The organism is Actinacidiphila oryziradicis, assembly GCF_005047355.1.
Taxonomy (GTDB): Bacteria; Actinomycetota; Actinomycetes; order Streptomycetales; family Streptomycetaceae; genus Actinacidiphila; species Actinacidiphila oryziradicis.
Genome location: NZ_SUMC01000030.1, coordinates 66,334 through 89,113 on the forward strand (window position 1 = coordinate 66,334; position 22,780 = coordinate 89,113).

21 protein-coding genes are annotated in these 22,780 nt (G+C 71.4%); 12 read left to right on the forward strand and 9 right to left on the reverse strand.

Annotated elements, in window-relative coordinates; genetic code table 11:
* The first annotated feature begins 49 nt into the window (after positions 1–49).
* From nth to FCI23_RS27820, 3 genes are read left to right on the forward strand one after another with little or no spacing between them, the layout of a single operon-like run.
* Positions 50–826, forward strand: coding sequence for an endonuclease III (gene nth, locus FCI23_RS27810; RefSeq protein ID WP_246144084.1), 777 nt, complete (start codon positions 50–52; stop codon positions 824–826).
* Positions 823–1,521: an NUDIX hydrolase gene (locus tag FCI23_RS27815; protein WP_136726686.1), complete on the forward strand. Its 699-nt coding sequence runs from the start codon at positions 823–825 to the stop codon at positions 1,519–1,521. Before nth ends, FCI23_RS27815 begins: the two co-directional genes overlap by 4 nt.
* A gap of 22 nt (positions 1,522–1,543) precedes the next feature.
* Positions 1,544–2,743 carry a MarP family serine protease gene (locus FCI23_RS27820; RefSeq protein ID WP_136726687.1) on the forward strand — a complete coding sequence of 400 codons (1,200 nt, stop codon included), beginning with the start codon at positions 1,544–1,546 and terminating at the stop codon, positions 2,741–2,743.
* Positions 2,744–2,920: 177 nt separating this feature from the next.
* Here FCI23_RS27820 and FCI23_RS60160 read toward each other — a convergent pair whose 3' ends face one another.
* The 7 genes from FCI23_RS60160 to FCI23_RS27855 form a co-directional block, all read right to left on the reverse strand.
* Entirely contained in the window at positions 2,921–3,103 is a 183-nt protein-coding gene (locus FCI23_RS60160) for a hypothetical protein (protein WP_136726688.1), read from the reverse strand.
* Between the two features lie 101 nt (positions 3,104–3,204).
* Entirely contained in the window at positions 3,205–4,128 is a 924-nt protein-coding gene (locus FCI23_RS27830; protein ID WP_136726689.1) for an alpha/beta fold hydrolase, read from the reverse strand.
* A 64-nt stretch (positions 4,129–4,192) separates the two neighbouring features.
* On the reverse strand, positions 4,193–4,639 hold the full coding sequence (locus FCI23_RS27835; protein WP_136726690.1) for a phage holin family protein: 447 nt from the start codon (positions 4,637–4,639) through the stop codon (positions 4,193–4,195).
* 103 nt (positions 4,640–4,742) lie between these two features.
* On the reverse strand, positions 4,743–6,164 hold the full coding sequence (gene nhaA, locus FCI23_RS27840; protein WP_136726691.1) for a Na+/H+ antiporter NhaA: 1,422 nt from the start codon (positions 6,162–6,164) through the stop codon (positions 4,743–4,745).
* A gap of 181 nt (positions 6,165–6,345) precedes the next feature.
* On the reverse strand, positions 6,346–8,301 hold the full coding sequence (gene acs / locus FCI23_RS27845; RefSeq protein WP_136726692.1) for an acetate--CoA ligase: 1,956 nt from the start codon (positions 8,299–8,301) through the stop codon (positions 6,346–6,348).
* Positions 8,302–8,441: 140 nt separating this feature from the next.
* Complete coding sequence (locus FCI23_RS27850; protein ID WP_136726693.1) at positions 8,442–10,700, reverse strand: bifunctional SulP family inorganic anion transporter/carbonic anhydrase; 2,259 nt, start codon at positions 10,698–10,700, stop codon at positions 8,442–8,444.
* 276 nt (positions 10,701–10,976) lie between these two features.
* Entirely contained in the window at positions 10,977–11,975 is a 999-nt protein-coding gene (locus FCI23_RS27855) for an ATP-binding protein (protein WP_136726694.1), read from the reverse strand.
* A gap of 145 nt (positions 11,976–12,120) precedes the next feature.
* Between FCI23_RS27855 and FCI23_RS27860 the strand changes: the two genes are divergently transcribed.
* Complete coding sequence (locus FCI23_RS27860; RefSeq protein ID WP_211265495.1) at positions 12,121–12,966, forward strand: Fic family protein; 846 nt, start codon at positions 12,121–12,123, stop codon at positions 12,964–12,966.
* 314 nt (positions 12,967–13,280) lie between these two features.
* Here FCI23_RS27860 and FCI23_RS27865 read toward each other — a convergent pair whose 3' ends face one another.
* Entirely contained in the window at positions 13,281–14,111 is an 831-nt protein-coding gene (locus tag FCI23_RS27865) for an HAD family hydrolase (RefSeq protein WP_136726696.1), read from the reverse strand.
* A 460-nt stretch (positions 14,112–14,571) separates the two neighbouring features.
* Here FCI23_RS27865 and ssd point away from each other — a divergent pair, with 460 nt between their 5' ends.
* The 7 genes from ssd to FCI23_RS27900 all read left to right on the forward strand — a co-directional run bounded on the left by ssd (position 14,572) and on the right by FCI23_RS27900 (position 19,493).
* Positions 14,572–15,681 (forward strand): septum site-determining protein Ssd, encoded by a 1,110-nt coding sequence (gene ssd / locus FCI23_RS27870; protein WP_136726697.1) that lies wholly within the window; start codon positions 14,572–14,574, stop codon positions 15,679–15,681.
* Between the two features lie 65 nt (positions 15,682–15,746).
* On the forward strand, positions 15,747–16,928 hold the full coding sequence (locus FCI23_RS27875) for a TadA family conjugal transfer-associated ATPase (protein WP_136726724.1): 1,182 nt from the start codon (positions 15,747–15,749) through the stop codon (positions 16,926–16,928).
* Between the two features lie 71 nt (positions 16,929–16,999).
* The gene (locus tag FCI23_RS27880) at positions 17,000–17,845 is read left to right on the forward strand and encodes a type II secretion system F family protein (protein ID WP_246144087.1); all 846 of its coding nucleotides are present in this window, start codon (positions 17,000–17,002) and stop codon (positions 17,843–17,845) included.
* Positions 17,842–18,609, forward strand: a complete 768-nt coding sequence (locus FCI23_RS27885) for a type II secretion system F family protein (RefSeq protein WP_136726699.1) — start codon at positions 17,842–17,844, stop codon at positions 18,607–18,609. Before FCI23_RS27880 ends, FCI23_RS27885 begins: the two co-directional genes overlap by 4 nt.
* A 14-nt stretch (positions 18,610–18,623) precedes the next feature.
* Complete coding sequence (locus FCI23_RS27890; RefSeq protein ID WP_136726700.1) at positions 18,624–18,824, forward strand: DUF4244 domain-containing protein; 201 nt, start codon at positions 18,624–18,626, stop codon at positions 18,822–18,824.
* Positions 18,811–19,161: a TadE family type IV pilus minor pilin gene (locus FCI23_RS27895; RefSeq protein ID WP_136726701.1), complete on the forward strand. Its 351-nt coding sequence runs from the start codon at positions 18,811–18,813 to the stop codon at positions 19,159–19,161. The genes FCI23_RS27890 and FCI23_RS27895 overlap by 14 nt, the downstream gene beginning before the upstream one ends.
* Positions 19,158–19,493, forward strand: coding sequence for an Rv3654c family TadE-like protein (locus FCI23_RS27900; RefSeq protein ID WP_136726702.1), 336 nt, complete (start codon positions 19,158–19,160; stop codon positions 19,491–19,493). The genes FCI23_RS27895 and FCI23_RS27900 overlap by 4 nt, the downstream gene beginning before the upstream one ends.
* 382 nt (positions 19,494–19,875) lie before the next feature.
* Here the strand turns inward: FCI23_RS27900 and FCI23_RS27905 are convergent, their stop codons facing one another.
* Entirely contained in the window at positions 19,876–22,242 is a 2,367-nt protein-coding gene (locus tag FCI23_RS27905) for a DEAD/DEAH box helicase (RefSeq protein WP_136726703.1), read from the reverse strand.
* 135 nt (positions 22,243–22,377) lie between these two features.
* Between FCI23_RS27905 and bldG the strand changes: the two genes are divergently transcribed.
* On the forward strand, positions 22,378–22,719 hold the full coding sequence (gene bldG, locus FCI23_RS27910; RefSeq protein ID WP_136726704.1) for an anti-sigma factor antagonist BldG: 342 nt from the start codon (positions 22,378–22,380) through the stop codon (positions 22,717–22,719).
* Positions 22,720–22,780: the final 61 nt, after the last annotated feature.

Below are 22,780 nucleotides of genomic sequence, written 5' to 3' on the forward strand. Positions count from 1 at the left end.
CGACAAGGCAGACAAGGGCGTCGGCAGGCCGGCCGAGTCGCGCCTCGCGTTGGTGCGGCGCGCCCGCCGCATCAACCGCGAGCTCGCCGATCTCTACCCGTATGCCCACCCGGAGCTGGACTTCGAGAACCCGTACCAGCTCCTGGTCGCCACCGTCCTGTCGGCCCAGACCACCGACCTGAGGGTCAACCAAACCACCCCCGCGCTCTTCGCGAAGTACCCGACCCCCGAGGATCTGGCCGCCGCCGACCCGGAGGAGCTGGAGCAGCTCATCCGGCCGACCGGGTTCTTCCGGGCCAAGGCCAAGTCCCTGCTCGGCCTGTCCGCCGCGATCCGCGACCGCTACGACGGTGAGGTCCCGGGCCGCCTCGAAGATCTGGTGACCCTCCCCGGCGTCGGCCGGAAGACCGCCAATGTCGTCCTCGGCAATGCGTTCGGCGTCCCTGGAATCACTGTGGACACCCACTTCGGGCGGCTGGCCCGACGATTCGGCTGGACCACCTCCGACGATCCGGAGAAGATCGAGCAGGAGGTCGGCGCGCTGTTCCCCAAGTCCGAGTGGACAATGCTCTCGCACCGGCTGATCTTCCACGGCCGTCGGATCTGCCACTCCCGCAGGCCGGCCTGCGGCGCGTGCCCGATAGCGCCGCTCTGCCCCTCCTACGGCGAGGGCGAGACGGACCCGGAGAAGGCGAAGAAGCTGCTGAAGTACGAGATGGGCGGCGCCCCGGGCCAGCGGCTGCGACCGCCCGCCGGATACCCGGGCCGCCCGGCGCCCGCGCAGACACCGCGCCCCGCGACAGACGACAGACAGGAGAACGGATGACGACAGCGCACAACGGAGGAGCCGTCGGCGGAGCCACTGACGCGATCGGCGTGAGCTCCGAAGGGCTTCCGGACTGGCTGGGTCCGGTGGCCGACGCGGTCGCCGGGATCCGGCCCGAGCAGCTCAGCCGGTTCCAGCCACCGGAGACGGGGGGCAGGCCGTCCGCCGTGCTGATCCTCTTCGGCGAGGGGGAGCACGGCCCCGAGCTGTTGCTCATGGAGCGCGCCAGCAGTCTCCGCACGCACGCCGGGCAGGCATCCTTCCCCGGCGGTGCGCTGGACCCCCACGACGGGGATCCGGAGCGGGAGGGCCCGCTGCGGGCCGCACTGCGCGAGGCGCAGGAGGAGACGGGCCTGGACCCGTCGGGGGTCCAGCTGTTCGGAGTGCTCCCGCGTCTATACATCCCGGTGAGCGGCTTTGTCGTGACCCCCGTGCTCGGATGGTGGCGCGCCCCCACCCCGGTCGGGGCCGTCGATCCCGCGGAGACGGCACGGGTGTTCACCGTCCCCGTATCGCAGCTGACGGACCCGGCCAACCGCGCGACAGTGGCGCACCCGAGCGGCTTCCTGGGCCCCGCGTTCCTCGTCTCGGAAGCTCTGGTTTGGGGCTTCACGGCGGGATTGATCGACCGTCTTCTGTACTACGCAGGCTGGGAGCTGTCTTGGGATCGGGCAAAGACGGTCCCACTTGGTTGATCTGCCGTGAGACGGTGTCCGAGTGAACGTGCTGGACATCGTGTTGCTGCTCGCTGCCGTGTGGTTCGCGGTAGTCGGTTACCGTCAGGGCTTCGTCGTCGGCGTCATGTCGGTGATCGGCTTCCTCGGCGGCGGATTGGCTGCGGTCTATCTGCTGCCTCTCATCTGGGGCGGGGTGACCGCCAACGCCACCCCAGGCACAGTGGCGGTCATCGCCGCCGTGGTGCTCGTCATCATCTGCGCGTCGGTCGGCCAGGCATTCACCACACACCTGGGCAACAAGCTCCGTACGCACATCACCTGGTCACCGGCGCGCGCGGTCGACGCGACCGGCGGTGCGCTGGTGAACGTACTGGCCATGCTGACCGTGGCCTGGCTGATCGGCTCGGCCCTCGCCACGACCACTTTGCCGACGCTCAGCCGCGAGGTGCGGGAGTCCAGGGTGCTGCTCGGCGTCGCACGGGTGGTACCGCCACAGGCCGACAGCTGGTTCGTCAACTTCAGCTCCACACTGGCCCAGGGCGGCCTCCCGCAGGTCTTCACGCCCTTCGCGAACGAGCCGATCACCGATGTGGCCCCGCCGGACCCCGCGCTCGCCACCAGCGCGACCGTCAGCAACGCCGAGCAGAGCATCGTCAAGGTCGTCGGCACCGCGCCGAGCTGCGGCAAGGTGCTTGAGGGCAGCGGCTTCGTCTTCGCGCCGCACCGCGTGATGACCAACGCGCATGTCGTCGGCGGCGTCGACCAGCCCACGGTCCAGATCGGCGGCCAGGGCAAGCTCTACGACGCCAAGATCGTGCTCTACGACTGGCAGCGCGACATCGCCGTCCTCGACGTCCCGACCCTCAACGCCCCCGCGCTCAGCCTTACCACCACCGCAGCCAAGTCCCGCGACGGCGCGATCGTGGCCGGCTTCCCCGAGAACGGCAACTTCGACGTCCGCGCCGCCCGCATCCGGGCCCGTATCCAGGCCAACGGCCCCGACATCTACCACCGCTCCACCGTCCACCGTGACGTCTACTCCCTCTTCACCCTCGTCCGCCAGGGCAACTCCGGCGGCCCACTCCTCACTCCCAGCGGCCAGGTGTACGGGGTCGTCTTCGCCAAGTCCCTCGATGACGCCAACACCGGCTACGCCCTCACCGCCGGTGAGGTCATGGAAGATGCCACCGCAGGCGCGGCCGCCACGCAGCAAGTCGACAGCCAGGGGTGCGCGCTCTAGGACAGGCCTAAGAGGAAGGACAGGCCTAAGAGGAAGGACAGGCCCTAGAGGAAGGACGGGCCCGAGAGGAACAGGAGGCCGCGCTAATTGGCGGGCGGCCTCTTGGGCGTCCCGGCAGCGGCGGCTCCAGGTCCTGGGCGACAGGCGGGTTGCGGCGGAAATCCCGCGCCACCAGCATCAGTCGCTGCGCGCGTGGCGCAACCGCGCGCCCATCCAGCGCGCGCGGCGGCGCAGGATGCGTGGGATGCCCAACAGGGTGGGGTCTGCCCGGTGCCCCCCCGGGGGCAGCTCCTGTGCGATGCTCCGTGCGGCAATGCCGCGCTTGCGTGATACGTCACGGTAGTCGTGCGTCCAGCCCATACGGAGCTGTTTGCCCGGGGGTCAAGGTCGATAATCGCCGATGGGTCGCCCATTTGGCTTATGCACCCGGCATTTGGCGGGCGGTCACATGACGGGAACGGTCACCGATCCGGTTCCGGGTCCTTGAGCCAGTTGATGAGCTCCGCCGAGAACGCCGCCGGATCCTCCTCGTGCGGAAAATGCCCGAGTCCGTCGAACAGCCGCCAGCGATACGGGGCCTCCACGTACGCCCCGCTGCCGGCGGCGCTCCGGGCCCGCATCACGGGGTCGAGGGAGCCGTGCAGATGGAGGGTCGGGACTCGTACCGGCCGCTTCATACGGCGGTTGAACTGGAAACCGTCCAGCCGTGCCAGCGACCGCACCATCCAGCGGTACGGCTCGATCGCGCAGTGCGCGGTGGACGGGATCATCATCGCCCGCTGGTAAACCTCGACCGCTTCGTCGTCCGGCAGCCCGGGACCCGCCCAGTCCCGGATCAGCCGGCCGACGAGCGCGGCATTGTCCGAGACCAGTTGACGCTCCGGAAGCCACGGCGTCTGGAAGCCCCAGACATATGATCCGGCCGCGGTCTGCTTGTAGTCCGACAACATCGCGGCCCGCCAGCGCCGCGGGTGCGGCATCGAGCACACCGCCAGCCGGCGCACCAGCTTCGGCCGCATCGCGGCCGCCGTCCAGGCCAGATAGCCGCCGAGGTCGTGCCCGACCAGTGCCGCGTCCGGCTCGCCGAGCGAGCGGATCACCCCGGTGACGTCGAGCGCGAGGTTCGCCGGGTCGTAGCCACGGGGCGTACGGTCGCTGCCGCCCACCCCGCGCAGGTCCATCGCCACCGCGCGGTAGCCGGCGTCGGCGAGCGCGGTCAGCTGGTGCCGCCAGGTCCACCAGAACTGGGGGAAACCATGCAGAAGCAGCACCAACGGGCCATCGCCGAGCTCGGCGATGTGGAAGCGGGCGCCGTTCGCGGCGACGTCCCGGTGGATCCAGGGCCCGTCGGGGCGTACCACCGAGGAGTTCTCAGTCACCGTCATGCCAAGAGCGTGTCATAGAAATCTAGCCCGTCGGCCGGCTTGGGGCAAGCAGCCGGGCCGGTGATCAGCCCGCATCAGCCCGGCTCCCGGGCGGCAGCGGACCGGGCCGCGGATGCGGCTTGACGCTGTGGAGCACGGACGCCGTCTCCTTCGCCGAGGCGATGCTCTTCTCCGGCTTACTGATCTTCTTGAACTTCGCCACCGCGAGGAGTCCGAGGAGCCCGGCGAGCACCAGAAAAGCGCCGCCCACGATGAGGAACGACCAGGACAGCCCAAGCCCGAAGTTGTGGATCCCGTACGCCGCCGCGAAACTCAGCACCGGCAGCGCGAAGAGCGCAAGGACCCCCGCCGCCGCGATCGCGAGGCCGCCGAAGCCGGCCCGCTTGACGTCCTGGCGGAGCTCGGCCTTGGCGAGGGCGATCTCGTCGTGCACCAGGGCGGACAGCTCGGCCGTGGCCGAGGCCACCAATTGGCCGAGACTACGGCCCCCGTCCTCGTCCGCTGCGCTCATAGAATCCTCCGTCGTCCTGATCGGGTATCGGCTACCCCCGATCATGCCTGACCCGGCCGTGTCGCCGCCCCCGGTGCGAATCGTTTCGGGGGAGCCGCCCGGGTCAACGGCGCTCCCCGTCGCCCTCCCCGTCGCCCTCCCCCTCCCCGTCACCGCTACCGGCGCGGGCTGCTTCCGCGAGCCGCCGGTGCTCGGCGGCCTTCGCCTCGTGGATCGTGGCCATCCTCAGGTGGTACGCCGGGTTGCCCTGCTCGTAGACGTCCGGGATGCCGTCGAGATCCTCGTCCCGCTCCTCCTCCGCGCACATCGCCCGGTATCTGTTGTTGCGCAGCTTCAGCAGTACGGAGGCGAGCACAGCCGACAGCAGTGAGCCGACGAGCACCGCGGCTTTCACCTCCTCGGTCAGCGCGGGGTCCCCGGCGAAGGCCAGTTCCCCGATCAGCAGCGACACGGTGAAGCCGATACCCGCCAGTGAGGCGACGGCGAGGACATCGGCCCAGGCCAGCTCTGGGTTGAGCTCCGCCCGGGTGAAGCGGGCGGTCAGCCAGGTGCCGCCGAATACGCCGACCGCCTTGCCGACGAGCAGCCCCAGGACGACCCCGAGCGTCTCCGGCCTGGCGAAGACATCGGCGAGCACGCCGCCGGAGACCGCGACGCCGGCGGAGAAGAGCGCGAACAGCGGCACGGCCAGGCCTGCGGAGACAGGCCGTACCAGGTGTTCGACGCGCTCGCCGGGGGAGTGCTCCTCGCCCTCGCGCCTGACGCAGCGCAGCATCAGGCCCATCGCGACGCCCGCGATGGTGGCGTGCACTCCGCTGGCATGCACCAGGGCCCAGTTGACGACGGCGAGCGGGACGTAGACGTACCAGCCCCTCACTCCCGCGCGGAGCAGCGCCCAGAAGACCGCCAGCCCGACGGCGGCGAGGCCGAGCGCGGCCAAGTCGATGTCCGAGGTGAAGAAGACCGCGATGATCAGGATCGCGAGGAGGTCGTCCACGACGGCGAGGGTGAGCAGGAAGGCGCGCAGCGAGGACGGCAGTGAGGTGCCGATGACCGCGAGAACGGCGAGCGCGAAGGCGATGTCGGTGGCGGTCGGCACCGCCCAGCCGCCCATCGCGCCGCCACCGGAGGCGTTCACGACGGCGTAGACGGCGGCGGGCACCGCCATGCCACAGACGGCGGCGACGACCGGCAGCGCGGCGGCCTCGGGGGAGCGCAGCTCGCCCGCGACGAGCTCGCGCTTGAGCTCGATGCCGGCGACGAAGAAGAAGATGGCGAGCAGGCCGTCGGCGGCCCAGTCGCTGAGCGACAGATCCAGGTGGAGGGCCGCGGGGCCGAAACGATGGCCGACGACGGAGCCGTAGGAGTCGCGCAACGGGCTGTTCGCCCAGATCAGTGCGGTGACGGCGGCGGCGAGGAGCAGCACACCGCCGGTGGTCTCGGTGCGCAGCGCGTCAGCGACGAAATTCCGCTCCGGAAGCGGCATGCGTCCGAGGAAGACGGAACGGCGGCTGGGCGCGGTCATCGGGGCTGGCCTCCGGTCGGCGGACATGAATGATCATGTTGCCGACCAGACTTCCCGGCGCACCTGACCTCCTGACGCGATCGTAGTGCCGTTACGCCGGACGGCCTGATTTTCGGGCCGCCCGGCGTTCGAGCGCCATGACTGGGGGTGCGTCCAGGGGCGGGGGCCTGGGGGCGAGCTTCTAGTCCTCGCTGCCGGCCGTCGGGAGCTGGTTCTGGATCAGATCCATCACCGTCGAATCCGTCAGGGTCGTGACATCGCCCAGCTCCCGGTTCTCGGCGACATCGCGGAGCAGCCGGCGCATGATCTTGCCGGAACGGGTCTTGGGCAGCTCGGCCACCATCAGGATCCGCTTCGGCTTGGCGATCGGGCCGAGGACCTTGGTGACGTGTGCGCGCAGCTCCTCCGCGAGGGTGTCGCTGTCGGCGGCGCTGCCGCGGAGGATGACGAAGGCGACGATGGCCTGGCCGGTGGTGGCGTCGGCGGCGCCGACGACCGCTGATTCGGCGACCTTCGGGTGGGATACGAGGGCCGACTCGACCTCCGTCGTCGAGATGTTGTGGCCGGAGACGAGCATGACGTCATCGACCCGGCCGAGCAGCCAGATGTCGCCGTCCTCGTCCTTCTTGGCGCCGTCACCGGCGAAGTAGCGGCCCTCGAAGCGGGACCAGTAGGTGTCGATGTAGCGCTGGTCGTCGCCCCAGATGGTGCGGAGCATGGACGGCCAGGGCTCGGTGAGGACGAGGTAGCCGCCGGAGCCGTTGGGCACCTCGTTGGCCTCGTCGTCGACGACGGTGGCGGCGATGCCGGGCAGGGCGCGCTGCGCGGAGCCGGGCTTGGTCTCGGTGACGCCGGGCAGCGGGCTGATCATCATCGCGCCCGTCTCGGTCTGCCACCAGGTGTCGACGATGGGGGTGCGGCCGGCGCCGATGTGCTCCCGGTACCAGATCCAGGCCTCGGGGTTGATCGGCTCGCCGACCGAGCCCAGGATCCGCAGCGACGACAGGTCGAACTTCGCGGGGATGTCATCGCCCCACTTCATGAAGGTGCGGATGGCGGTGGGAGCGGTGTAGAGGAGGCTGACGCCGTATTTCTGGATGATCTCCCAGAAGCGGCCCTGGTGCGGGGTGTCGGGGGTGCCCTCGTACATCACCTGCGTCGCGCCATTGGAGAGCGGGCCGTAGACGATGTAGGAGTGGCCGGTGACCCAGCCGATGTCGGCGGTGCACCAGTAGACGTCGGACTCGGGCTTGAGGTCGAAGACGGCGTGGTGGGTGTAGCTCGCCTGGGTGAGGTAGCCGCCGGAGGTGTGCAGGATGCCCTTGGGCTTACCCGTGGTGCCGGAGGTATAGAGGATGAACAGCGGGTGCTCTGCCTCGAAGGCCTCGGGGGTGTGCTCGGCGGACTGGCGGCCGACCACGTCGTGCCACCACACGTCGCGGCCCTCGTCGAAGGCGGTCTCCTGGCCCGTACGGCGCACGACGAGGACATGCTCGACCTGCGGGCACTTGGCGACGGCCTCGTCGATGGCAGGCTTGAGGGCGGCGGGCTTGCCGCGCCGGTAGCCGCCGTCGGAGGTGATGACAAGCTTGGCGTCGGCGTCCTGGATACGGGAGGCGACGGCCTCGGCCGAGAAGCCGCCGAAGACCACCGAGTGGGCCGCGCCGATACGGGCGCAGGCCAGCATCGCCACCGCCGCCTCGGGGATCATCGGCAGATAGATCGCGACCCGGTCGCCGACGCCGACGCCCAGTTCGATGAGGGCGTTGGCGGCGCGCGAGACCTCGTCCTTGAGCTCGGCGTAGGTGATCGCGCGGCTGTCGCCGGGCTCGCCCTCGAAATGGATGGCGACCCGGTCGCCATGGCCGGCCTCGACATGACGATCGACGCAGTTGTACGCCACATTCAGCCGGCCGTCGGCGAACCACTTGGCGAACGGCGGGTTCGACCAGTCCAGCGTCTCGGTCGGCTCCACCGCCCAGCTCAGTCGGCGGGCCTGGGCGGCCCAGAAGCCCAGCCGGTCCGTCTTCGCCTGCTCATACGCTTCCGCCGTCACATTGGCGGCTGCCGCCAGCTCGGCCGGCGGAGCGAACCTGCGCTCCTCCTTCAACAGGTTGGCCAGGCTCTCGTTGCTCACGCCGTGCTCCTTCGCCGATGTACCGATGTGTCCCGGACCCAAGGGCCCTGCCCTAGCTCACCAGTCCCGGGACTGGCTGACAAGGGGCATCCAGCGACAATGGTTTAGACCTGCGAAGGAGCACGGCACCAGCCGGTCGTTCACACCGGGTCGAGCACCTCCTGAATCTCCGGCCGCACCGCAGCAAATGTGCTGGCGGCCCGGTTGAGGACGTACGCCTGAGCCTCGGCGACATGGAAGTACATGCCGTGCAGCTGCAGCGAGCCCTCGGCGACACGCCGGGCGACGCAGACGTGCGCCATCAGGTGATCAAGCTGCTGCATGACATTGACGAGGGAGAGTCGCTCCAGGTCGTCGGCGACCGGCCGGTCGGCGAGGGCGACTTCGCCACGCCCGAGCCGTCCGATGCGCTGCATCCTGGCGAGCGAGGGGCGGCCGTGCCTCAGCCAGCGGGCCAGCGGGGTCTGTGCGCCCGGCTCGTGGGTCGCGCCGAGCAGCGCCTGCATCGCGCCGCAGCCGGAGTGGCCGCAGACGGTGATGGAGCTGACCTCCAGCACCTCCACCGCGTACTCGATGGCGGCGGCGACCGAGTCGCAGGAGGCGTCGTTGCCGGGGGGCGGCATCAGGTTGCCTACATTGCGGACGGTGAAGAGGTCGCCCGGACCGCTGGAGGTGATCATGCTGGTGACCAGCCGGGAGTCGGCGCAGGTGAGGAAGAGCTGGCTGGGACGCTGGCCCTCGCGGGCGAGCCTGGCCAGCTCGGCCCGCACCAGGGGGGCGGTATTGCGCTGGAAGGCGCTCAGACCGCCGACGAGCTGTCCCGCGGCCCTGCCGGTGGCGGTACTCGCCGTGTTGCTCGGCTTGGTGCAGTGATGATTGCGCCAGGGTGTCCAGGGGCGGCAGGCATGGGCACTGGCGGGCTCCGAGACGGTCCCGCCGGAGCGGTCGCCGAGGGTGGCCCAGCCGCCGCGCGCCCGGTGGCCGTCGCACCAGGACTGCAGTGCCTCGTACGCCGCGTGGTCGATGAAGGAGCCGTCAAGCTCCACCACCGCACTGGTCCCTTCTGGCACCTGGGCGAATGCCCGGGCGAGTCTCGGCACGGCCAGGAAGGTCAACTGCCCCCGCACATGCACTCGGTGGACGCCCGCATCCTCGGTGACGGTGATACGGGTATGGGTGAGCCGGCGCAGCGAGAGGTAGACCGAGACGGCGATGCCGGCCGCCACCCCCTGCAGCACCCCGAAGACGACGACCGTGCCGAGAGTGGCCGCGTACACGGGGAATTCGCGGTGTCGCTGGACATGCTTGATGTGCGCGAAGCTCACCATCTTCACCCCGACGACCATTACCAGGGCGGCGAGCGCGGCCAGCGGGACCAGGTTGAGGACTTCGGCGAGCAATCCGGCGCACAGCACCACCCACACCCCGTGCAGCACCGCGGCGCGACGGGTCGCCGCCCCGGCTCTGACATTCGCCGAGCCGCGGATCGCCCCCCCGGCCACAGGCAGCCCGCCGAGCAGCCCGGAGACCACATTGGAGGCACCCTGGCCCAGCAACTCCCGGTTCAGCCCGGCCCGGGCTGTGTTGTCGCCGGGGCCGCCGCGCTGGGCCCGCAGCTTGTCGACCGCGACGGCCGACAGCAGCGACTCCATGCTCGCGACGAGGGTGACGGTGAGAACGGCGGCGATGGTGCCGAGCACCGGGCCGTCCGGAATCCCGGGCAGTACCAGGGAGTTCCAGGCCGGGAGGTCGACGCGGGGAAGGGTGATGGCAGCGCCCGCCGCGGTGGCGGCGGCCACGGCGGCCAGCGGTGCCGGGAGCGTGCGCAGTGCTTTTCCGGTCCGTCCGGGCAGCTGCGGCCACCCCGCCAGTACGGCGACAGTGATCGCGCCGACCATCATCGTGGCCGGGTTGAAGGAGCCCAGCTGGGCAGGCAGGGCAGCGATGTTGGCGAGCGCCGAGCTGTCCGGGCTGCCGCCGAGGACGACATGCAGCTGGGCGATGGCGATGGTGACCCCGACACCGGCGAGCATGCCGTGCACTATCGCCGGGCCGAGGGCGAGCGCGGCCCGGGCCACCTGCATGGTGCCGAGGATGAGTTGGGCGATCCCGGCGAGCACGGTGATGGCGCAGGTGGCCTGCCATCCATAGCGCTGCACCAGGGCCGCGGTGACGACGACAAGGCTGGTCGCCGCCCCGCTGACCTGTAGTGGGGCGCCGCCGAGCAGTCCGGCGACGATGCCGCCGACGGCTGCGGCGACGAGCCCGGCCTGTAGCGGTGCGCCGGTGGCGAGCGCGATGCCGAGCGACAGTGGGACGGCGATCAGGAACACAGTGATCGAGGCGGACAGATCTCGGCGCCAGTGGGCGCTGTCGGTCCTGGTCAGAGTGGTGTGCATAGGTCCCGTCTCCTCCGGGGCGGCGCGGCTGCGGGCGGCGCGGGTGCGCGTGCGCGGTCGTGGTCACGGCTGTGCGGCGGGGTTTGCCACCAAGACCTCGAGAGATGACGGTGTGTGATTGCATCGTCACTCTCAAGGCTCGGTAAATGGAGAGTAATGCACAGGTGTGGAGGAGCGGGAGGTCGAAGGCCCGTACGAGCCTCAAATTAGCCCGATCGAGTGATCGCTTCAGTCCTGCGAATGCTTCACCCGCAGGTGCTGTGCCGGGCGGCTGCTTTACCGGGTGAGTGTCTCGGCTGTCCGTTCTTCCCGGTCTTCGGCGAGGGTGAAGGAGGGGTCGACCTGCGAGGCGAGGTCGGCGCCGGTCCGCTCGTTGCCCCAGCTCTCCGCGTTCTTCAGGTGGAAGTGCACCATCTGGCGGGTGTAGCGCTCCCAGTCGCGGCGCTCGTACGACGCGTCGGCGGCCACGTGCATCGTCCGCAGCGCACGCAGGTTCGACTCCTCCAACCGCTCGAAGCGCGGCGGCCGGCCCTTCTCCATCGCCCGCACCCAGTCCGAGTGGCCCACCGTGACCAGCAGGTCGTCGCCGACCTCGGCGCGGAGGAAGTCCAGATCGTCCGGGCCCTGCACCTTGTTGCCGACCACCTTGAGGGCGACCCCGAAGTCGCGGGCGTACTCCTTGTACTGGCGGTAGACGGCGATTCCCTTGCGGGTCGGCTCGGCGACCAGGAAGGTCATGTCGAAACGGGTGAACATCCCAGAAGCGAAGGAGTCGCTCCCGGCCGTCATGTCGACCACTACGTATTCGCCGCGACCGTCGACCAGGTGGTTCAGGCAGAGCTCGACGGCGCCGACCTTTGAGTGGTAGCAGGCCACCCCCAGGTCGGTCTCACTGAACGGTCCCGTCACCATCAGCCGCGCCGTGCCCTCGTCGAGCGGAACGGCGCGGGCGCAGGCGGTGTAGACCGGGTTCTCCTCGACGACCCGCAGCAGGCGCGAGCCGTGGCCGGGCGGGGTGGTCTTGATCATCGTCTCGGCGGAGGAGATCCGCGGGTTGGCGCCGCGGAGGTACTCCTTGATCTCCGGGAGGTGCGCGCCCATGGCGGGGAGCGTGGCGGCCTCTTCCTCGTCGAGGCCGAGGGCGGGGCCGAGGTGCTGGTTGATATCGGCGTCGACCGCGACAACGGGGACGCGAGCTGCGGCGAGGTGGCGGATGAAGAGAGAAGACAGCGTCGTTTTGCCGCTGCCACCCTTCCCGACGAAAGCGATCTTCATGTTCAGTAAGGGTAGCGGCTCCTCGGCGCGAGACCGACGAGATGGCTCCGGATTCACCCGTCAGGGGGCGGTGCCGTCCGCCTGTGACCCGCCGGACAGGACCTGGCCGGCCGGGCGGCCGGGCCGTATGCGTAGGGTCGCACTCATGAGTACGCCAGCTGCTGATCCGCTCGCTGTCCTCGGCTCGCTCCCGGGCGTCGCCGAGTCGGTGGACTCCGTACGGCAGGCCGTGGACCGGGTCTACGGGCACCGGGTGATGCGTCGCCGCTCCGACGAGGTGGCGTCCGAGGCGGCGCTGCGCGGGGCGCGCGCCTCCGCGGCGCTCTCCGGGGCCGACTGGCCGTTGGAGGAGGTGCGTCGCCGCAGTGACTTCTCGGCGACCACGTCCACCGATGGCTCGGCCCTTCAGGTCGGCGCGGCACTGCGGCTGACCGCCGAGGCCGGCCAGCTGCTCGGCGTCTGGCGTCAGTCGCCGGTACAGGCGCTGGCCCGGCTGCACCTGGTCGCGGCCGGCGGGGCGGTGCCGGACGAGATGGTGGGCCGGCCGAGGCTGGTCGGCGAGAAGGTCGACGAACCCCTCGTGGGGCTCGCGGAGCTGTCGCTGCCGGAACCCGGGGAGGTCATGGCGCGGCTCGACGGGCTGGCCGGGCTGCTGCTCGCGGGCAGTGAGGCACCGGCGCTGGTGGTGGGCGCGGTGGTGCACGGCGAACTGCTGGCGCTGCGGCCCTTCGGCTCGTTCAACGGGGCGGTGGCGCGCGCGGCCCAGCGGATCGTCCTGGTCGGCAGCGGCCTCGACCCGAAGTCGATCTGCCCCGCGGAGGTCGGGCACGCCGAACTGGGGCGGGCCGGATATCTCAAGGCGCTCGAGGGCTATGTGTCCGGGACGCCGGAGGGTATGGCCGGGTGGATCGCGCACTGCGGCGAGGCGCTCGGGCTCGGGGTGCGCGAGAGCGTGGCGGTCTGCGAGGCGCTCCAGCGCGGGGCCGCGTAAGCCGGCCGCTTGACCTGTCCGGACAGAGTTGCGGCGGCACCTTGGGGTGCCGCCGCTGACATGTCCGCAGGGTTACCAGTGCGTGCACGATATTTGCCCAACAGGTCGGGAACTTCGCCCGTCACCTGATGCGGCTGGCCCGGTCAGCGGGTCTGCGTCGCGTGGGTGCCCGACTTTCATGCTCGGTCCGTGGGGCCTTGATTCGACGGGGTTCCTCTCGGATGTCCGTGGTCTCGCGGGCCGCTAATTCATTTCTACAGCGATGACGACGTGATCGGAAGCCTTCGTTGCATTTCTTTTCCTTTTGCCATCAGTCAGGACAATACGGGCCTGCGGCGCCGCGCCGCGTACCAGACCAATCCGGCGGTGGCCGCCGCCGCGCCGACCGCGGCCATCGCGAGCACCGGACGCGGCGGCATCGACAGTGATCCGATCCGCTGGTGCAGCCGTACGGGGCGGTTGAAGGTGAGTACCGGCCACTCGCGGGCCACCGCCTCGCGCCGCAGTGCGCGGTCCGGGTTGACGGCATACGGGTGACCCACCGCCTCGAGCATCGGGATGTCCGTCACCGAGTCGCTGTACGCGAAGCAACGCTCCAGGTCGTACCCCTCGGACTCGGCGAGGGAGGCGATCGCCTCGGCCTTGGCCGGCCCGTAGACGTAGTGCTCGATCTCACCGGTGTACTGGCCGTCCTTGGCGATCATCCGGGTCGCGATCACATGGTCGGCGCCGAGCATCTCGCCGATGGGTTCGACGACCTCGGCGCCGGACGCGCTCACGATGACCACGTCGCGGCCGGCCAGGTGGTGCTCCTCGATGAGCGAGGCGGCCTCGTCGTAGATGATCGGGTCGATGAGGTCGTGCAGCGTCTCCGCCACGATCTCGCGCACCTGCTGCACATTCCAGCCACGGCAGAGCTCGGAGAGGTACTTGCGCATTCCCTCCATCTGGTCGTGGTCCGCCCCGCCGACGAGGTATACGAACTGGGCGTATGCCGTACGCAGCACGGCCCGTCGGTTGATCAGGCCGACCTGGTAGAACGACCTGCTGAAGGCGAGGGTGCTCGACTTGGCGATCACTGTCTTGTCGAGATCGAAGAAGGCTGCGGTCCGCGGGAAGAGGTGGTTTTCCACGAGGACGAGCATAGGGACCCACCATTCGGCGTAAGCTGCTGCGCGTGGGTTTGCCTGAGAAGGCCTTCGGGTACACCATGGAAGTCACGGATCGTTCGCGACCGTGCTAACCCGGTCTGGCTCCTCCCCCCCCGAGTCGGACTGTGGGGACGACCCCCGCTCTCCCCCCCGGCGGGGGTCGTCGCATGTCCAGATGCGTTTTCGCGGCGGCATCAGGGGTGGGCCATTCCACTTCCCTCCGTTTCCCCGTTGCTCCCCGCCTCTGGCAGTGAGTACGACGCGTGACGGTGCGTAATCGTTGCGTTGTTTTTCCGGATTAGCCCATACGGGTGATGGAGTTATCCACAACAGCGAGGTTATCCACAGTTTCAGACCAAGATCATCCAGAATCGCCCACTCGGTCCATCCTGTCCACAGGCGGTGCACAAGCGGTGCCACCGCCGCACACGGGACGAACGAGGGGGATGGGACCGTGGCTGAATCCATCACGCCCGGCCGGAGGCCGACCGCCGCAGACGGGCCGGGCCGGACACTGATCATCACCGAGGACGACGCGCTCCTCGACGATCTGCTGCGACTTTGCGCCGCGGCCGGCGCCGAACCGGAGGTGGCGTTCACGGCGCCACCGAGAGCGGGCAGCTGGGAAACCGCACCGCTGGTGCTGGTCGGAGCCGAAGCCACCCGACGAGTCAGCGGCGAAGCCCGGCGTGGCGGCGTACTGCTCATCGGGCGCGATCTCGACGACCCCGACGTATGGCGCCGGGCCGTCGCGATCGGCGCCGACCATGTGCTTTTCCTGCCCGACGCCGAAGCCTGGCTCGCCGACCGGATCGCCGACGCCGCGGAGGCCGTCGGCGAACCTGCCGTGACGGTCGGCGTCATCGGCGGCCGTGGCGGCGCCGGCGCCAGCACCCTCGCCTGCGCACTCGCCGTCACCGCCGCGCGCGGCGGCTGCCGCACGATGCTCGTCGACGGCGACCCCCTCGGCGGCGGCCTCGACATCCTGCTCGGCGCCGAACAGACGGGCGGCCTGCGCTGGCCCGACCTCGCGGACTCCCGGGGCCGGGTCAACAGCGGAGCCCTGGAGGAGTCCCTGCCCCGCACCCACGCGCTCTCCGTCCTCAGCTGGGACCGCAGCGACGCCGTCGTCATCCCTCCGCAGACGATGCGCTCCGTCCTGGGCGCCGCCCGACGGCGCGGTGGGATCGTCGTGGTCGACCTGCCCCGCCGGATGGACGAGGCCGTCACCGAGGCACTGGCCCAGGTCGACGTGGGGCTACTCGTCGTGCCCGCCGAGCTGCGGGCGGTCGCCGCAGCCGGGCGGGTCGCCTCCCGGATGAGCATGGTTCTGCGGGACCTGCGGGTCGTCGCCCGGGGACCGTTCGGCTCCGGCCTCGACGACGAGGAGATCGCCAGGCTCGTAGGGCTGCGGCTGGCAGGCGAGCTGCCGCCCGAACCCGGCCTTCTGGAGGCCCAGGACAGTGGCGAACCCCCCGGCTCCAGCCCTCGCGGACCCCTGGCCCGCTTCTGCTCCGCCTTCCTGGCCGAGGCCCTGCCCAGCGGCGGGAGCGTGGCCGCGTGAGCACCGCCGACACCGCGCCCCGGCGCCGGGAGCTGCGCGAGCGTGACGCCGAGGAGCATGCCGCGCTGCTGGATGCCGTACGGCTGCGGCTCGCAGCCGCGGGTGACGATGCCACCCCGGGTGGGGTCGCCGCCGCACTGCGGGCGCAAGGACGGCTGCTGGGGGACACCGAGATCCTCGGGGTCGTCACCGCCCTGCGGTCGGAGATGGTGGGGGCCGGCCCCCTGGAGCCGCTGCTTGCCGCACCGGACGTCACCGACGTGTTGGTGAACGGGCCGCAGGAGGTGTGGGTCGACCGCGGCTCGGGGCTGGAGCGCGCGGATGTCGGCTTCGCCGACGCCGCTGCCGTGCGGCGACTCGCCCAACGGCTGGCCACGGCTGCCGGGCGGCGGCTGGACGATGCCCGCCCCTGGGTGGACGCCCGGCTCCCCGACGGGACACGGCTCCACGCGGTGCTGCCACCGGTCGTCGTAGGCGGGCCGTGCCTGTCGCTGCGAGTCGTACGCACCCGGGCGTTCACCCTGGAGGAGCTCATTGCGGCGGGCAGCATGGACGCCGGCACCGCCCGGCTGCTGCGGGCCGTGCTCGACGCCAGGCTGTCGTTCCTCGTGAGCGGCGGCACCGGGTCCGGCAAGACCACTCTGCTGAGCTGCCTGCTCGGTCTCGTCGAGCCGGACGAACGGATCGTCCTCGCCGAGGACTCGGCGGAGCTGCGGCCCCGCCACCCGCATGTGGTCCGACTGGAGACCCGCCCTGCCAACCAGGAGGGCATCGGTCAGGTCACCCTCCGGGATCTGGTCCGGCAGGCCCTGCGGATGCGCCCCGACCGGCTGGTGGTGGGTGAAGTGCGCGGGCCCGAGGTGCTTGACCTGCTGGCGGCGCTGAACACCGGGCACGAAGGCGGCTGCGGCACCGTGCACGCCAATGCCGCGTCCGACGTCCCGGCCCGGCTGGAAGCGCTCGGCTCCACCGCCGGGCTCGACCGGGCCGCGCTGCACAGCCAGTTGGCCGCCGCGCTCTCCGTGGTCGTACACCTCGTCCGCGATCGCTCCGGGCGGCGTCGCGTCGCCGAGATCCACGTCCTGGAGCGTGGCAGGGACGGCCTTGTGACGACCCTCCCCGCCCTCGCGGGCACCGAACGCGGCCCGGGATGGGCACGATTGGCCGCCCTGTGCGAACGGGGCCGGGCGGCCCAGGCTGTCCAGGCGGTTTCCCCGGCCGGCACCGCTGCCGGGAGGCCGCGGTGAACGGGCACCCCGGCCTGGGGGCGGTGCCGGTGTGGGCCGCGACCCTGTGCGCCGGAGCGGCCGCCTGGGCCATGTGCGGGCGTGACGAAGCACTGCGCCGCGCACGGCTGCTTCTCGGGGACGGCGGGGGCCCTGGCGGCCCCCTGTCCAGGGGGCCCGCGCTGGGGGCGCTGGGGGCGTTCTGGGGATCGCTACGGGCCCGGTTCGGGTGGCGGCTGGGGCGCGAAAGCCTTTGCGTACCCGTGGGCCTGGTCATCGCGGTGCCGGCGCACTCGGTGCTGCCGGCCCTGGGCGGGGCGGCTGCGGTGCCGCTGGTCGGGAGCTGGCTGCGCGGTCGGGAGCAGCAGGCGGCCGTGGAGCGGCGGGCGGCGTCGGTGGGCGATCTCTGCGGCTCCCTGGCCGGCGAGCTGCGGGCCGGGCGCCCGCCCCACGCCGCACTGGCCGGGGCCGTCGAGCGCGCCGGCTGGCCCGACTGCCCCGATCTGGCGGAGTCCGCGACCTTGCTGCTGGCCGCGGCCCGCTTCGGCGGTGACATCCCGGCCGCGCTGCGGGAGGCTGCCCGGTCGCCGGGCGCGGAAGGGCTCGCCGGAGCAGCCGCTTGCTGGCAGGTCGCTGTCGACGGCGGGGCCGGTCTCGCCGACGGGCTGGACCGGATCGCGGCGGCGCTGCGCGCCGAGCACGACCAACGGGAGGATCTGCGGGCCCAGTTGGCCGGCCCACGCTCCACCGCGGTGATGCTGGCGCTGCTCCCGGTGTTCGGTGTGGTGCTCGGCACCGGAATGGGGGCCGATCCACTGCGGGTGCTGCTGGGCACCCCGGCAGGGGTGGGGTGTCTGGTGGCCGGCGGCCTGCTGGAGTGGGCCGGGCTCGCCTGGACGGCACGGATCGTGCGCTCGGCGGAAGAGGGCGCGTCATGAACGGCGAGTTTGTCCACAGCCTGGGGATGGCCGTCGGGGCCGGCGCGCTGGCGGTCTGTGTCGTCGGCGCCGTGGTGGCCGTGCGGCGCGAACGGTCCGCCCGGCGGCGGCTGCGGGCACTGTTCGGCGTCGTGCGCGGGCCGTCGAGGGCGAGCGCGCTCCGGGACCGTTTCGGGGCGGTCCGTGGCTGGGTGCCGGTCGCCGGTGTCGCGCTGGGTGTCGCTGTGCTGGTTGGCGGCGTCGCCGGGTGTCTGACCGGGGCGGCTGCCGCGTACGGCATATGGCGCCGCCGGCTCCTGCCCCGGCCCGGCCCGGACCCGCTGCGCGAAGCCGCCCGGCAACTCCCGCTCGCCGCGGACCTCATGGCCGCGTGCCTCGCCTCTGGCGCCGGGCCGCGCGAGGCGGCGGACGCGGTCGGGCGTTCGCTGAGCGGACCGCTCGGCGAGGCGCTCACCCGCATCGCCGCGGAGCTGCGGCTGGGCGGCGACCCCGCGCGGTGCTGGGGCCGGTTCGGCCCGTACGACCTGGGGCGCTGCATGGAGCGCGCCTGCACGACCGGTGTACCGCCGGTCGATGAAGTGTCGCGGCTCGCCGCCTCGTACCGGACGGAACGGGGGCGCGTGGCTCTCGCCCGGGCGCGGCGGGCCGGGGTGCTGGCCACCGCCCCGCTGGGGCTGTGCTTCCTGCCGGCCTTCCTGCTGGTCGGGGTGGCGCCGGTGGTGATGGGGCTGGCGGGGACGATCCTCGCCGGCGGATCGAACTGAGGGGGATTCTCGTGATGCGGAAAATGATCAAGCGACTGCGTTCGCTGCGTGCGCTGAGCGCAGGGCGTGACGCCGGTATGACCACGGCTGAATACGCGGTCGGCACTCTGGCGGCATGCGGGTTCGCCGCGGTGCTCTACAAGATCGTGACGAGCGGCGCGGTGAACTCGAAACTCACCGGGCTGATCGGGAGGGCGCTCGATGTGGCGTTCTGAGAAGGGCTACGTCACCGCTGAGGCGGCGGTTGTGATCCCATCACTGGCGCTCTTCGCGGTCATGCTTCTTTGGGGGCTGATGGCGGCCGCCGCGCAAATCCGGTGCGTCGACGCCGCCCGCGCCGGGGCCAGAGCCGCTGCCCGCTCCGAGTCCGACGCGGCCGTCCTGGCCGCAGCCCGGTCGGCCGCCCCGCCTGGAGCGGTGGTCGCGCTGGAACGCGCCGGGGACATCGTGCGGGTACGCGTCACAGCGCGGCCCCCAGGCCCCCTGGCGGTCACCCTCCGCGCGGACGCGGCGGCGCTGGCCGAGGACTCCGTCGCCGGCGCGGCGCCATGACCTCCGACCGTGGGTCCGCCACCGTTTGGACGGCGCTGGTAGGCGTGGTGCTGTGCGTCGTCGTGGGTGCCCTCCTCGCCATGGGCCACGCCATCGCGGCCCGCCACCGCGCCGGCGGCGCCGCCGATCTGGCCGCCCTCGCTGCCGCCGACCACGCGCTGCTCGGGCAGTCCCAGGCCTGCTCGTTGGCCGCGCGCGTCGCCGCCGCCCAGGGCGCCCGGCTCCTGCGCTGCTCCGTCCTCGGTGAAATCGCGGACGTCACCGCCGCCGTCGGCCCCGCCCACGCCCGCTCCCGGGCCGGGCCGCCTCAGGGCCTGTCGGGTGACTTCTGATCGGGCGGCCACGCCCTGGCACGCACGCTTCCCGCGTTGCCGAAATGCCCTAGTAGCTCCTCCCCCAAGCTCTCGGCTTCGCTCGAGCAGGGGGGACCCCATCGAGGACATGCCGGCGCCTTGGAATCGCACGCACCAGACCGCGTCCGCTTTCCGATCGAAGGTCACCCGACAGGCTCTCAGGTCGACCCACCGCCGGGCGAGCTCTCCCCCCCATCCCGCTTCGCCCGCCCATGAGGCGGGACCGCACCGCCATCGGGAGGAGCTGACGCCGGCAGACCGGTTCCGCCGCAGGCGGGGCGGGCCGGTGCCTGCCGGACGATGGCGCCACCGCCCAGCCCCGTCGGCCCGGCGCAGGGCAGGGCTGGCAGGCACGGGAGGTTCAGCCGTCGCTGGGGGCGAGAAGGGAGTCGAGGAGGCGGACGGCGGCGGCTTTGTCCAGGGGGTCGTTGCCATTGCCGCATTTGGGGGACTGGACGCAGGAGGGGCACCCGAAATCGCATTCGCAGGAGGCGATTGCCTCGCGGGTCGCGGTGAGCCAGGTGCGGGCGGTGTGGAAGGCGCGCTCCGCGAATCCGGCGCCGCCGGGGTGGCCGTCGTAGACGAAGACGGTGGGGAGGCCGGTGTCGGGGTGGAGTGGGATGGAGACCCCGCCGATGTCCCAGCGGTCGCAGGTGGCGAAGAGCGGGAGGAGGCCGATGGAGGCGTGCTCGGCGGCGTGGAGAGCGCCGGGGAGCTCCTCGGGATGGACGGCGGCGGCGTCGAGCTGGGCGCTGGTGACGGTCCACCAGACGGCGCGGGTGCGCAAGGTGCGTGGGGGGAGGGTGAGTTTGGTCTCACCGAGGACCTCGCCGGTGATGAGTTTCCGGCGGAGGAAGGAGACGACCTGGTGGGTGACCTCGACGGAGCCGAAGTGGAGGCGGGAGTCGCCCCAGGGCTCTTCGAGGTCGGTGTCGAGGACGGAGATCGTCGTGGTGTCGCGGGCCATCGTGGAGTAGGGCGGGTCGGCCTGCTCCACGAGCGCGACGGAGTCGTCCAGGTCGAGGCTGCGGACGAGATAGGTGTGGCCCTGGTGGAGGTGGACCGCGCCGTCGTGGACGGTGGTGTGGGCGGCGGAGGCGTCGACGGTGCCCAGGAGGCGCCCGGTGGCGGCCTCGACGATCTGGACGGGGGTGCCGCCTTCGCCGCGGATGTCGGTGAGGTCGGCGGCGCGTTCGCGACGGGTCCAGTACCAGCCGGTGGCGCGGCGGCGGAGCAGGCCACGGCCTTCCAACTGGGGGAGGAGATCGGCTGCGGCGGGGCCGAAGAGCTTGATGTCGGCGTCGGTCAGGGGGAGCTCGGCGGCGGCCGCGCAGAGGTGCGGGGCGAGGACGTAGGGGTTGTCGGGGTCGAGGACGGTGGATTCGACGGGGCGTTGGAAGAGGGCTTCCGGGTGGTGGACGAGATAGGTGTCGAGGGGGTCGTCACGGGCTATGAGGACGGCCAGTGCGCCCTGCCCCGCCCGCCCGGCCCGGCCCGCCTGCTGCCAGAGGGAGGCGCGGGTGCCGGGATAGCCGGCCAGCAGGACGGCGTCGAGGCCGGAGACGTCGACACCGAGCTCCAGGGCGGTGGTGGAGGCGAGGCCGAGGAGGCGCCCGGAGTGCAGATCGCGCTCGATGGCGCGGCGCTCCTCGGGCAGGTAGCCGCCGCGATAGGCGGCGACACGCCGGGGGAGGTCCCGTGACACGCCGGCAAGGCGTTCCTGGGCGATGAGGGCGATCAGTTCAGCGGCGCGGCGGGAGCGTACGAAGGCGACGGTACGGGTGCCCTGGATCACCAGGTCGGTGAGGAGGTCGGCGGTTTCCGCGGTGGCGGTACGGCGGACGGGGGCGCCGTGCTCGCCGCTGAGTTCGGTGAGCGGGGGCTCCCAGAGGGCGAAGACGACTTCGCCGCGGGGTGAGGTGTCTTCGGTCACTTCGGTGACGGGGACGCCGGTGAGGCGGGTGGCCGCCTCGGCGGGCTCGGCGGCGGTCGCGGAGGCGAGGAGGAAGACGGGGTCGGCGCCGTAGCGGGCGCAGATCCTGCGCAGCCTGCGCAGGACCTGCGCGACGTGCGAGCCGAAGACGCCGCGGTAGGTGTGGCACTCGTCGATCACGACATAGCGCAGTTGGCGCAGGAAGGAGCCCCAGCGGGGGTGGGCGGGGAGGATGCCCCGGTGCAGCATGTCGGGGTTGGTGAGGACGTAGGTGGCGTGCTGGCGGACCCATTCGCGCTCCTCGACGGGCGTGTCGCCGTCGTAGACCGCGGGGCGGATCGCGGTTCTTCCCAGCGACGGAGCCGCGGCGAGCGCGGCCACGGCACGGCGCTGATCGGCTGCGAGGGCCTTTGTGGGGGCCAGGTAGAGCGCGGTGGCCCCACGGCCGTTGGGCGCCTCGGAGCCGTCCAGGAGGGCGCTCAGGACCGGGACGAGATATGCCAGCGACTTGCCGGACGCGGTGCCGGTGGCGACCACGACGGAGGTACCCGCGATAGCGTGTGACGCGACGCGCGCCTGGTGCTGCCAGGGGCGCTCGATGCCGGCTGCCCGGACCGCTTCGATCACCTCGGGGCGGATCTGATCAGGCCAATCGGCATGGTGACCGGCTTGTGCGGGCAAGTGCTCCGTATGGGTAATGCGCGCGGCTCTGCCTGCCCCCGTGGCGAGCCGCTCGAGAAGGACGCGGGGGGATTGGCGGCCGTGCGCCGACTGCGGAAGGTGATCGTGGGCCATCGGCACTCAGTGTGTCACTGGCCCGACGGACAATCGTCGTAAGGCGTCGTACTCAGCCGCCTGTAGGTGATTGAATGCCAACGCGGCTGCCGATCCATGGGGGGCGACCGCTCGATGCAAGGTGCTGGAGGATCCGTGGACCTGTCCCTGTCGACCCGAACCGTTGGTGACCGTACGGTCGTCGAGGTCGGTGGTGAGATTGATGTGTATACCGCGCCCAAGCTGCGAGAGCAGCTGGTCGAACTCGTGAACGACGGCAGCTACCACCTGGTCGTGGATATGGAAGGCGTGGACTTCCTCGACTCCACCGGGCTGGGAGTGCTCGTCGGCGGGCTCAAGCGGGTGCGTGCGCATGAAGGCTCGCTGCGCCTGGTGTGCAACCAGGAGCGCATTCTGAAGATTTTCCGGATCACCGGACTGACCAAGGTGTTTCCGATTCACCAGACGGTCGATGAGGCCGTCGCGGCGACGGACTGACGGTCGCCTTTGCAAGACGCGGGGCACCGGGCTCGTATGCGGCCCGGGTCCCGGTGACGCC